The organism is Micromonospora sp. LOL_014 (assembly GCF_048060245.1).
GTDB lineage: Bacteria > Actinomycetota > Actinomycetes > Mycobacteriales > Micromonosporaceae > Micromonospora_E.
Genome location: NZ_JBHMIP010000006.1, coordinates 89,536 through 101,711, shown reverse-complemented (window position 1 = coordinate 101,711; position 12,176 = coordinate 89,536). Strand labels below are relative to the sequence as shown.

At 68.9% G+C, this 12,176-nt stretch carries 10 protein-coding genes; all 10 read right to left on the bottom strand.

Annotation, left to right across the window (positions count from 1 at the left end):
- Window positions 1-179: 179 nt before the first annotated feature.
- The 10 genes from ACFHW1_RS07485 to ACFHW1_RS07440 all read right to left on the bottom strand — a co-directional run bounded on the left by ACFHW1_RS07485 (window position 180) and on the right by ACFHW1_RS07440 (window position 12,035).
- Window positions 180-1,367, bottom strand: a complete 1,188-nt coding sequence (locus ACFHW1_RS07485) for a Gfo/Idh/MocA family protein (RefSeq protein ID WP_416615160.1) — start codon at window positions 1,365-1,367, stop codon at window positions 180-182.
- 53 nt (window positions 1,368-1,420) lie between these two features.
- The gene (locus ACFHW1_RS07480; protein WP_282231735.1) at window positions 1,421-2,512 is read right to left on the bottom strand and encodes a substrate-binding domain-containing protein; all 1,092 of its coding nucleotides are present in this window, start codon (window positions 2,510-2,512) and stop codon (window positions 1,421-1,423) included.
- Between the two features lie 107 nt (window positions 2,513-2,619).
- On the bottom strand, window positions 2,620-3,699 hold the full coding sequence (locus tag ACFHW1_RS07475; RefSeq protein WP_416554468.1) for an ABC transporter permease: 1,080 nt from the start codon (window positions 3,697-3,699) through the stop codon (window positions 2,620-2,622).
- A 55-nt stretch (window positions 3,700-3,754) separates the two neighbouring features.
- On the bottom strand, window positions 3,755-5,263 hold the full coding sequence (locus tag ACFHW1_RS07470; protein WP_416568128.1) for a sugar ABC transporter ATP-binding protein: 1,509 nt from the start codon (window positions 5,261-5,263) through the stop codon (window positions 3,755-3,757).
- 74 nt (window positions 5,264-5,337) lie between these two features.
- The gene (locus ACFHW1_RS07465; RefSeq protein ID WP_123602931.1) at window positions 5,338-6,516 is read right to left on the bottom strand and encodes an ROK family protein; all 1,179 of its coding nucleotides are present in this window, start codon (window positions 6,514-6,516) and stop codon (window positions 5,338-5,340) included.
- Window positions 6,517-6,859: 343 nt separating this feature from the next.
- The gene (locus tag ACFHW1_RS07460) at window positions 6,860-7,810 is read right to left on the bottom strand and encodes a sugar phosphate isomerase/epimerase family protein (protein ID WP_416615122.1); all 951 of its coding nucleotides are present in this window, start codon (window positions 7,808-7,810) and stop codon (window positions 6,860-6,862) included.
- Between the two features lie 578 nt (window positions 7,811-8,388).
- Entirely contained in the window at window positions 8,389-9,201 is an 813-nt protein-coding gene (locus tag ACFHW1_RS07455) for an ABC transporter permease (protein WP_416554463.1), read from the bottom strand.
- Between the two features lie 31 nt (window positions 9,202-9,232).
- Complete coding sequence (locus ACFHW1_RS07450) at window positions 9,233-10,069, bottom strand: ABC transporter permease (protein ID WP_416590564.1); 837 nt, start codon at window positions 10,067-10,069, stop codon at window positions 9,233-9,235.
- A 373-nt stretch (window positions 10,070-10,442) separates the two neighbouring features.
- Window positions 10,443-11,084: a GNAT family N-acetyltransferase gene (locus tag ACFHW1_RS07445; protein ID WP_416554459.1), complete on the bottom strand. Its 642-nt coding sequence runs from the start codon at window positions 11,082-11,084 to the stop codon at window positions 10,443-10,445.
- 12 nt (window positions 11,085-11,096) lie between these two features.
- On the bottom strand, window positions 11,097-12,035 hold the full coding sequence (locus ACFHW1_RS07440) for an ABC transporter ATP-binding protein (protein ID WP_416554457.1): 939 nt from the start codon (window positions 12,033-12,035) through the stop codon (window positions 11,097-11,099).
- Window positions 12,036-12,176: the final 141 nt, after the last annotated feature.

Sequence of the window (12,176 nt, the reverse complement as noted above, 5' to 3'; positions counted from 1 at the left end):
GTCTTCTGGTACGCCCTGCTGGCCGTCCGGCGTGACCGGGGAATCCCGATCCGGTCACGCCGGACGAGCCGTCCTCGTACCCGCGGATCACCCGGCGCGGGGCGCAACCGCGCCGGGTGACCCTCGCCCACGGGACGAGGAGTCTCGGTTTCCAGACCTTGCCACGAAGGTCGGGCCGCTCAGGCCGGTGCCGTGGTCTTCACCGGATCCACGGTGACCCATTCGCCGAGCCCGGCCGACTGCTCCACCGCGGCCAGCGCCTGCTGGACCTGGAGTGCGTCGTCGAAGGACGGTGTCGGATCGTCTCCGGCCGCCAGCGCCGCGACGAAGTCACGGGCCTGGTGGGTGAAGGAGTGCTCGTACCCGATGCCGTGGCCGGGCGGCCACCAGGCGGACAGGTACGGGTGCTCCGGTTCGGTCACGATGATGCGGGTGAAGCCCTGCTCGGCCGCGGGCCGGGTGGCGTCGAAGAACTCCAGTTCGTTCATCCGCTCGAAGTCGAACGCGACCGACCCGAGCGAGCCGTTGATCTCGATCCGCAACCCGTTCTTGCGTCCGGTGGCGAAGCGGGTCGCCTCGTAGCTGGCCACCGCCCCACCGTCGAGCCGGGCCATGAACAGCGCGGCGTCGTCGACGGTGACCTCGCCGGTGGCCGGTTCGGCGTCGTCTGCGGACCCGCCGCCGGCCGAAGCGGTCAGCCCGCTGGAACCGGCCGGCAGCGGCCGCCGCTTGACGAACGTCTCGGTCAGCCCGCTCACCCGGGCGATCCGTTGGCCCGTTACGAACTGGGTGGCGTCGATGATGTGCGCACCGATGTCACCCAGCGCCCCGGAACCCGCCTTGTCCTTGCGCAACCGCCAGACCAACGGAAACTCCGGATCGAGGATCCAGTCCTGCAGGTACACCGCCCGCACGTGCCGGATCGTTCCAATCCGGCCGTCGGCGACGAGTTGACGCATCAACGTCACCGCCGGCACCCGCCGGTAGTTGAATCCGCACATCGACCGGACGCCGCCGGCCCGGGCGGCCCGAGCCGCGTCGGCCATCTGCTGCGCCTCGGCCACCGTGTTGGCCAGTGGCTTCTCGCAGAGCACGTGCTTGCCGGCGGCGAGTGCCGCGATGGCGATCTCGGCGTGGCTGTCACCCGGCGTACAGATGTCGACCACGTCGATGTCGTCCCGGGCGATCAGCGCCCGCCAGTCGGTGGTGTACGACTCCCAGCCGAGTTGGTCGGCGGCCTCGGCCACCTTGGACTCGTCCCGGCCGCACACTGCGGTCATCCGGACCCGCGCCGGCAGATCGTAGACCCGGTTCACGGTTCGCCAGGCCTGCGAATGCGCGGCGCCCATGAACGCGTAGCCGACCATGCCGACCCGCAGTTCGTTGTGTTCAGCGGACAAGGTAAGCCTCCCCGAAAAGGTCAGAACCCGAGCGGCAGGTACTCGCTCGCGTTCTCCTTGGTGATGGTCTCCGAGGCCAGGATGATCTCCTTGGGCACCTGCAGCTCGACCAGGTCGGACATGCCCCGGCCCTGCGCGATCAGGCGGGCGAGCGAGATCGCCGAGGAGGCCATCGACGGGCTGTAGGTGACGGTCGCCTTCAGCACGCTGTCGTCGGCCTGGATCGCCTCCATCGCCGCCCGCGAACCGGCACCGCCGACCATGATGAACTCCGACCGGTTGGCCTGGCTGATCGCGGCCAGTACCCCGATGCCCTGGTCGTCGTCGTGGTTCCAGATGGCGTCGATTTCCGGCAGGGCCTGCAGCAGGTTGGCCGCCTCGCGCTGACCGGAGTCGGCGGTGAACTCGGCCGCCCGCCGGTTGGCGACGGTGAAGCCGTGTACCTCGAGGGCGTCCTTGAAACCGGCGGACCGCTCCTGGGTCAACTCCAGCGCGTCGATCCCGGCGATCTCGGCGATCACCGGGTTGGCGATGCCCTTCTCCTGCATCTGAGCGGCGATGTAGTTGCCCGCCGACACGCCCATGCCGTAGTTGTCGCCCTTGATCTGAGTACGGTAGGCGAGCGCCTGGGTGAACGCCCGGTCCAGGTTGACCACCGGGATGCCGGCCTCCATGGCCTGCAGACCGCTGGCGGTGAGCTCAGCTCCGTCGTGCGGCAGCATCACGATGACGTCCGGACTCTGCGAGATCAGCGTGTCCAACGCGGCCCGCTGAGCGGCAGCGTCGGCACCTGCCTCGACGGTGAGGAACTCGACGTCCGAGTACGCCTCAGCCTGGGCCCGGGCGTTGTTGGTAATCGCCGCGAGCCAGCCGTGGTCGGCCGCCGGGGCGGAGAAGCCGATGGTGACGGTCTCACCGGGCTCGGAGTTGGGGTTGCCCTGGTTGGCTGCCTGCGTCTGGGTGTTGGTCGGGGCGGCTTCGTTGCTGGTGCACGCGCTCAGCAGTACACCAGCACCGACTGCGGCACCACCGGCGAGCAGCCGACGGCGGGACATGTCACCGGCGGCGGCACCGCGCGCGCCGAACAGTGTCCGGCGGGAGAAAGCGGTCATGACGACCTCCTGGATCGCAATGGCGAGGGGTTATCGGGGTGTGCGGGGCCTGGCGACCGTCGGAAGTCGACGGCCACCGGGCGGTGGATGGGTGTGTCAGGTGGGAGTCAGACGGTTCTTCGGTTGAAGAGCTGACTGAGGGAGTTGAACCGGAACTGCTGGATGAGAACGGCCACCACGATGATCCCGCCCTTGATCATGTTCTGGGATTCGGTGGATAGTCCGTTGATGGCGAACAGGTTGGTGATGGTGGAGAAGACCAGCACCCCGAACAGGGCGCCGATGATGGTGCCGCGACCGCCGGTGAGCAGCGTGCCGCCGATGATCGCCGCGGCGATCGCGTCAAGCTCGTACAGGTTGGCCATAGCGGCCTGGGCCGAGTTGGCCTGCGCGGTCAGCATGATCGCGCCGATGCCGCAGCACAGCCCGGACAGTCCGTAGATGAGCAGCGTGTGCCACCGGACGTTGATCCCGGCGAGCCGGGCCGCTTCGGCGTTGCCGCCGATGGCGACGGTGCGTCGGCCGAAGGTGGTGCGGTTGAGCAGCACCCAGCCGGCGGCGACCACCGCGGCGAGGATGACGACCAGCAACGGGATTCCGAGGATCCGCTGGGTGGCCATTCCGTTGATCACCGACGAGGTGGAGATTTGGGTCTGCTTGCCGGAGATGAGCGCGGCCAGCCCTCGCGCAGCCACCATCATCGCCAAGGTGGCGATGAACGGCACCAGCCGGCCGTACGAGATCAGCACTCCGTTGACCAGCCCGACGCACATCCCGACCACGACAGCGGTGAAGATCATGCCGCCGGGGCCGAAACTCTGGGTCGCTACCGTGGTGGCCCATACCCCGGCCAGCGCCATGATCGCGCCGACCGACAGGTCGATGCCGCCGGCGATGATCACGAATGTCATACCGACGGTGACCACGCCGATCGCGGAGGCCTGCTGCAAAATGGTGAAGATGTTGTTGCGGACCCAGGTAGGGTCACTGTATAGGTCGGGCCGGGTGGCAGCACCGATGATGACCAGAATGACGAGGACGCCGACCAGCCACAGGTTGCGGCGGGCGTACTCGCTGGCGTCGGAACGCCACCAGCTCTGCCGGGATGGTTCGTCCGCGCCGTGCGCCGGCGGCGCTGCCGGCTTCTCCTTACCGGGTACGGTCGCCGTGGCCTCTTCCGCGGTCACAGTCCTACTCCTTCGTTTACCGGCTGGCCGCTGGCCAACCGGTCGGGTCGCCCGGTCACGCCGTGGCACTTTCCTTCGCCGACCCCGACATGACGAGATCGAGCACGGTTTCCTCATCGATCTCACCGGCCGGGGCGTGGTGGACGACGCGTCCTTCCCGCATCACCAGCACCCGGTCAGCCAGCCCCAGTACCTCGGGCACCTCGCTGGAGACCAGCAGGACGCCCACGCCCTGCGCGGCGAGGTCGTGGATCACCTGGTACAGCTCGGCCCGGGCACCGACGTCGACGCCCCGGGTCGGCTCGTCGAGCAGCAGCAGCCGGGTGTCACCGAGCAGCCACCGGCCGACCACCACCTTCTGCTGGTTGCCGCCGGAGAGCTGGCGCACCGGACGGTGCACACCCCGGGGACGCAGCTCCAGCGAGCCGGCCACCCGTTCGGCGGCGCTGACCTCCCGGCCGGCGTCGGTGAACCCAACCCGGGCGAGGCGACCGAAGGTGGCCAGCGTGATGTTGCGGAAGATCGGTTCGCCCAGCAGCAGCGCCTGGCTCTTGCGTTCCTCCGGCGCCATGCCCATGCCGGCCCGCACTGCGGCACCGACGCTGCCGGCCCGTACCGGTTTGCCGGCCATCGTGACCCTGCCGGTGTCGGCGGTCCGGGCTCCGAAGATCGTCTCCAGCAGTTCCGAACGACCCGCACCGACCAGACCGGCGATGCCGACGATCTCCCCCCGTGCGACAGTCAGTGAGACGTCGCTGAACTCCCCCGCGCGGCTGAGCCGGGACACCTCCAGCAGCTGCTCCCCGTGCGGGTTGGGCTCCCGCTGTGGGAACACGTACTCGATCGACCGGCCGGTCATCCGGCTGACCAGTTCCTTGGTTGGGGTGGTTTGCGCCGACAGGTTCTGCGCGGTGGTCCGGCCGTCCTTGAGTACGGTGACCCGGTCACCGATCTCGCGGATCTCTTCCAACCGGTGCGAGATGTAGATGACCGCGATGCCCTGAGCGGTCAGTTCGCGAATGATCCGGAACAGGTTCTCGACCTCGTCGTGGGCAAGCACCGCGCTCGGCTCGTCCATGATGATCAGCTTGGCCTGGTGGGACAGTGCCCGGGCCATGCTGACCACCTGCTTGCCGGCCGCCGGCAGCGACCGGACCAGCCCGCGGGGTCGGATCTCGGCGTGGCCGAGTCGGCCCAGGATGTCGCGGGTGCGTCGGGCCATCGCCGACCGACGGACGAAGCCCGCGGTCCGCGGCTCGTGGCCGAGGAAGGCATTCTCCGCCACGGAGAGGTCGTCGACCAGGTCGAGTTCCTGGTAGATGGTGGCGATGCCGGCCCTCATCGCGGCCTGCGGATTGGCGAACCGGACCGGTCGGCCCTGCCATTCGACCCGCCCGGAGTCGGGGCGGTGCACGCCGGCCAGCACCTTGATCAGGGTCGACTTGCCGGCCCCGTTCTGGCCGAGCAGGCAGTGCACCTCCCCGGCGCGCACCTCGAGCTGCACCCCGTCCAGCGCGCGTACCCCGGGGAAGGTCTTCACGACATCGGTCAGCCGCAGCACCACGTCGCCGCCGGCAGCCACGGCCGGGGTGCCGCCGGGCTCGTCAACCGGCACGGCGCCGGTGGCCTCGGGGGCGCTCACGACGCCTGCTCGAAGGCGACGTCGCTGGCCAGCACGGAGGCGCCGGTCACGCCGGCCCGCGAGCCCAGCTCGGACAGCACGACAGGCAGGTTGCCGGTGGCCAGCGGCAGCGACCGCCGGTAGACCACGCTGCGGATCTCGGCCAGCAGGATGTGCCCGAGGTGGGCCAGACCACCACCGATCACGATCATCGACGGGTTGGCGAAACTGACCAGACCGGCGAGGACGCCGCCGAGCCGTCGGCCGCCGTCGCGGATCAGCCGGATGCAGGTGACGTCGCCTTCCATGGCGCACTCGGCAACGTCACGCGCGGTGAGCTCGGCCCGCTGGGTGAGCCGCTCGGCCAGCGCCGGAGAGGTGCCGGCCCGGGCGGCGGCGGCCGCCTCCTTGGCCAGCGCCGCACCGCTGAACAGCGCCTCCAGACATCCGGCGTTGCCGCAGGAGCACATCGGACCGTGCGAGTCGACCTGGATGTGGCCGATGTCGCCGGCGCAGCCGTCGATCCCCCGGTAGACCTGGCCCGCGAGGTAGATGCCGCAGCCGACGCCGGTGCCGAGCTTGACGAACAGGAAGTCGTCGACCGAGTGGGCCACGCCGCCGTGCCGTTCCCCGATGGCCATGATGTTCACGTCGTTGTCCACCACCGCCGGGCAGCCGTGCTCCCGGGCGAGCAGCTCGCGGACCGGGAACCGGTCCCAGCCCGGCATGATCGGCGGGGAGACCGGCACTCCGTCGCGGTAGCTGACCGGCCCGGGTACCCCGATGCCGATACCGTCGAGGCGCTCGTGCACCCCTTCGACCCGGGCCTTGGCGAGCAGCTCGTTGATTCGGTGCAGGATGACCTTTGGCCCCTGCCGGATGTCGGCGGGTTCGGTGTACGCGGCCACCGGCTCCAGCCGGCCGTTGGTGATCTCCACGTCGACCGAGCTGGCGCCCAGGTCGATCGCGGCGAACCGCAGGTCCGGGTTGAGCTCGACCAGGGTTGAGCGGCGGCCGCCCCGTGAGGCGGCCATCCCTGCTTCGGTCACGAAGCCGGAGGCGACCAGCCGCTCCAACTCGGACAGCAGGCGAGGGCGGGGAATCTCCAGCTGGTCTGCGAGCTCGGCCCGGGAGACCGGTCCGTTGTCCCGCAGCAGTCGCAGCAGCTGGAGGTGCAGAGGATCCGCCGTACGCATGGGGTCCACCTCCGACAGTGAGTAACACCGAGGCGACCTCGGCGTGTCGTGACCGAAACACTAAGAGTCTTCTCAGTCTCGTGTCCAGAGTTTCGGTCTACTGAAGCAAAACTTTTTCTGATCGTGACAGAAGTTGGGGCACCTACCCGAACCGAAGTTAACCTGGCCCGATGTATCTGGTTCAGGGCACGAGGGATCGACCGATCGGCCCTCGCGCAACGAGGGCGGAGCCCGGACACGCGGAACCGGGGTGCCGGCCGCCGCCGCGGCGGCGGCCGGCACCCCGGTCGGTTCACACGGTTGGATCAGTGGCCGCCGTGCCGGGTGACTGGCGACCGGTGGATCACTCGCTCTGGCTGTAGACGGTCAGTTCCGACATGTGCTGGTAGCTGCGCTCGGCGACCTCCAGCGACTGACCTGGGTTCTCCGATCCACCGGGAGCGGTGTCCTGCTCCCAGTTGGCGTGGTGGAAGTCGTAGTGCCCGATGGTCTGGAAGAACTGCTGGAAGTTGATGTCGCCGTCGCCCATCGGCGTCATCTCGTAGCCGTTGCTCAGCTCGGAGTTCTTGTTGCCGTCCTTGGCATGGAACAGCGGGAACCGCCGGGGCCGACGGGCCACGGTCAGGATCGGGTCGAACACCCGGGTCCGCTCCTTGCCGGCCGAGTTGATGAACGTGTGGTGCTTGTGCCGGGCGACGTAGCCCCAGTAAATGTCCATCTCGAAGTAGACGTACTTCGCGTCGGTCTTGGCCATGAAGTACTCGACCTTGCGGACACCGGACGAACGGGTCGGCCGTCCCTGCTCGTCCAGCGGGCCGGAGTCGAGCAGAAAGTTGTACGCAGCGTCATGGTTGTGGGTGTAGAGCCGCATCTTGCGTTCCCGGGCCTGCCGGCCGAGCTCGTTCCACAGGTCAGCGGCCTCGTTCCAGTCCGACTGGTAGTCGCTGCGGGTCGGGTCGCTGCCGGTGCCGATGTTCTTCATGCCGAGTTCCTCGGCGATGTCGAGCTCCTGCTGGAACGTCTCCGCATTGATCCTGGCGTGGGTGCCGTTTGCGACCAGGCCGTTGTCGTCCAGGATCTTGCGGATCTCGGTCGGCGTGATCTGCCGTCCGAGGATCTCCTCGCTCTGGGTGTAACCAGCGAACTCGACCTCCTTGTAACCGAGTTCCGCCAGGCGGGCCAGGACCCGCTCGAAGCCGTACGGCACGCCGCTGTCGTCCGGAGCGGCCCGGATGCGGTCCCGGACCGAGAAGAGGATGATGCCCCGGTTCTGCTCGGGGATCAGCGGGTCCACCGACCAGCCGTCCGGCCCGGGCCGGACGGCTGGTCTGCAGCACCGGCAGCCCGGCCGCACCGAGCACGGCAGCGGCACCGGCCGATGCGGCGAGGATGTTGCGGCGGGTGAGCGCCGGATTGGGTGGCGAGAGTTGCCCGTTGCGGCGTAGCACCTCGTCCATTCTGTCCACCTTTCTGCAGCGGCTCGCAGAGCCGCCGATGACGAGTGAGGAGGGTCGGGGTGTACGGAGCCGCACGCCGCCGAAACGCACGACCCCGGGGCGGAGAGGTTCGGATGGGTGGGTTCGGGTCGGTGCCGCGGTGGCGGGCACCGACCCCGAACCGCAGCTGTCTCCGCCATGCCCCTGGCGGGAGACAGCTCGGGCCTGGTGGCCCTGGTCGCGACCGGCGTTTACGACGCTGTGTCGCTGGTGTTACGTCTGGGGCAGACATCAGCCCCGGAGACCAGGGAAAGAATGACCCCGTCGAACTAAACTTTCAGGTGAACTACCGATGGCTTTGTCTTCCGCCAGCCAGAAGTCTGTACGACAGGACCCGGCAAGATCGATGACTGTCGCAGAAGGGTGCTTTAGGACGTCAGTTGCAGAGCAGCCGACCTACCCGACGCCCGGCGACGGTCAGCCCGAGCACCGTCACCCCGACCAGGTAGCCGACGTCGACCAACTGCGTCCACCCGACGGTGTCCACGGAGATCGCCCGGATCAGATGGACCGACCGGTACAGCGGGGTCAGCTCGACCAGCCAACGCAGCACCGACGGGTACGCCTCCGCCGGCACGAACGTCCCGGAGAACAGGAAGACCGCGAACTGGGCCGAGCCCATCAAGTCGAAGTCCTGCCAGCTACGCATGTAGGTGGACAGCGCCATGCCGAGCCCACCGAAGGCGAACCCGACCAGTACCGCCGCCGGGAACGCCAGCAGCGCCCGCGGGACGGTCGTCAACCCCATCACGACCATCACCAGCAGGAAGGTCGCCGAATAGATACTGCCCCGCGCCATCGCCCAGCCGAGCTCGCCGAAGGCCAACTCGGTCGGACGAACCGGGGTGGCCAGGATCCCGTCGTAGAGCTTGACGAACTTCATCTTGGCGAAGAAGTTGAAAGTCGTTTCCGACAACGCGCCGGTCATCGCCGAGGCGGCGAGCATCGCCGGCGCGACGAACGCGGCGTACCCGATGACGGCCCCGCTGCCCGGCAGGGCGATGTCCCCGATCAGCCGGCCCACGCCGACACCGATCGAGAACAGGTAGAGCAACGGCTCGACCACCCCGGAGATCATCACCACCCAGTACGCGGACTTCAGGGCGGCCGCGTTGCGCTCCATCACCGACCCGGCCCGCCGCACGGCCGCGCCGACCCCGAGCACCTGCGGCAGGACGAGGGTCACCACCGTTTGCCTCCTCTAGTGGATCAGACGCTCTCTAGTGGATCAGACGCCTGCGGAACCGGGTGACGGCCAGCCACCATCCGGCCGCCACCCAGAGGCTCAGGTAGCCGAGATGTCCGGGGACGGACCAGGCGGGCGTGGTGCCGAGCGAGGCCGCCCGGCACAGGTCGACCCCGTGCCAGAGCGGCGACAGGTAAGCCAGCCAGCGCACTGTCACCGGCAGCGACTCCACCGGAAAGAACACTCCGGCGAACAGGGTCATCGGGATGACCGCGAACCGGAACACGATGACCATGTAGCTGTCGCTGCGGATGGTGGCCGCGAAGGCGGCCACCGGCAGGGCGACGGCCGCTGCCAGCAGCACGGCCACCGGCAGGGTCAGCACCGCCCAACCTGAATGCAGCGCACCGAACGCGGCGGCCACCGCGAGGAAGGCCACGGCACTGGCCAGCACCCGCAGCAGGACGAAGGCGAGCAACCCACCGACGATGTCGGCGATCCGTAGCGGAGCGGCTATCTGTGAGTAGTAGGTTCGTTGCCAGGTGAACCCGCCCAGCACCGGCCACGAGGACTGCCCGATGGCCACCTGCAACGCGGTGGAAGCGATCAGACCAGGGACGATCCAGTCGAGATAGCTGAACCCACCGACCCCCTGGTCAACGTAGGCTCCCACCCCCACACCGAAGCTGAGCACCGTCAACAGCGGCAGCAGGAACGACGAGAAGACCGACGACCGCCAGGTCCGCCGGTAGCCGGTCAGGTTCGCTTCCAGGACGCTCGACGCCGGCCCGAACCAGCTCCGGGCCCGCGCCCCGGTCGATCGCGCGGTTGTCGTGGCCGTCGGCGTCGCGCCAGTGTCTGTCCCGGACATCCGTCGTCGCCCTCCCCGTACCCGGTCCCCGGCCGATGTTGTACCGCCCGGGTACGACATCGTGGAAACGACGCCCCGGCCCGACCGCCCGGGATCTACCGGCCCGGCGTACTCTACGGCGACGGCCGGACATCCTCACCGGGATTTCCGTCTCCCGGGTCCGCCGCCCGGGATGGTCGCCAAGTTCTCGACGGTGGTCAGCAACAGCACCCGTTGCAGCGCCTGCCCAGCTGCCAACCACCGCCGCTCGGTGTCGCCCGTGGTGGACAGCACGAGAATGGCGGGTACGGCTCGAAGCGTTCGGTGAACTGGGTCAGACGCGGCGCTACCAGGCCGAAGTTTCGGCGACCCAACTGTCAGTGCGGCCCCGCCGTCAGTGCGGGCGGTTGCGCTCGATCGCCGGCGCCGCGACGCGCTCCGCCCAGTCGATTCGGCGCACCTCGTATTCGACCTCGCCGTGCTCGACGCCCTCAATCGGATCGTCCCACTGCAGGTGGAAGCAGCGGGCCAGGCGCAACCCGGCCGCTTCCATCACCCGCCGCGAGGCGACGTTGACCGCCATCGTCTCGGCGAAGACCCGGTCGACGGTCGGGTGGTCGAACGCCATCCGCAGCAGCGCTCGGGCACCCTCCGAGGCGTACCCCCGGCCCCAGGAGGCGCGCCGCAGTCGGTACCCGAGCTCCACCTCGGTGATCGCCAGCCGACCACCCCGGCCGTTGACCACACCGCTGGCGGGACCGACACCGGCCGGACCGGCGGCGGCCGGCTTCAGCGCGAACCAGCCGATGAAGGCGCCGCTGGAGCGCTCGATGGCGGCCCACTTGCCAAAGCCCGGAAAGCGAAGATAGTCACGCAGGATCGCAGGCAGGACCTCGCGGCGTACGGTTTCGGCCGGGGTCGGTCTGCCTCCGGTGAGGTACCGCATCACCTCGGGGTCACTGTCCAGCTCGACGAGCAGTGGCAGGTCGTCGATGGTGAAGCGGCGTAGTGACAGCCGGTCGGTCTGCGCGATCATCCCCGGCCGATTCTAGTCGATCAGGGTCCGGCCGGTGAGATGCAGGAAGACGTCCTCCAGACCGCTGCGCCGGATCAACGCGCTGGTCGGCGCCAGCCCACGGCGGTGCACCTCGTTGAGCGCCCCGTCGCCGTCGCCGGTGTAGAGCAGGATCCGGTCCGGCAGCGCCTCGGTCCGTTCGGCGATTCCGCCCAGTTTGTCGGCGAAGCTGTCCTGGTCGTCGGTCGGGAACCGGAGTTCGACCACCTCCCGGGTGGAGTAGCGGGTGATCAGGTCCCGCGGCGAGCCCTCGGCGACGATCCGACCGCCGTCCATCACCACCAGTCGGTCGCAGAGCTGCTCGGCCTCGTCCATGTAGTGCGTGGTCAGCACCAGGGTGACACCCCGTTGCTTGAGCCGGAACAGCCGCTCCCACACCAGGTGCCGGGCCTGCGGGTCCAGCCCGGTGGTCGGCTCGTCGAGCAGCACGATGTCCGGCTCGTTGACCAGGGCACGGGCGATGGTGAGCCGGCGTTTCATGCCGCCGGACAGCGGCTCCACCTTGCTGCCCGCCCGGTCGCGCAACTGCACGAAATCGAGCAGTTCGTCGGCGCGTCGCCGGGCGACCGGGCGCGGGATCTGAAAGAAGCGGGCGTAACTGACCAGGTTCTCCCGTACCGTCAGGTCCTGGTCGAGGTTGTCCAGCTGCGGGCAGACGCCGAGCCGGGCCCGGATCGCCGGGCCGTCCCGCTGCGGATCCATCCCGAGGATGCGCAGGGTGCCGCCGCTGGGCGGGGAGACGCAGCCCACCATCCGCATGGTGGAGCTCTTGCCGGCGCCGTTCGGCCCCAGGAAGCCGAACGCCTCACCGGGCGCGACATCGACGTCGATGCCGGCGACCGCGGTGAACGCCCCGAACCGCTTGACCAGACCGCGTGCGTGGATGAGTGGCCCGCTACCCCGTTCAGTCACGGCCCCGACGCTACCGCGCGGCCCCGACAGGGACGCCAGCGAGTTTCGCAAGCAGGCACCTTCCGCCAGATCGGGGACAAAGTACTGTACGAGCATCTTGAAGTTTACGCTTTGATGCACTAAGTTTGCCATCCTGGCTCA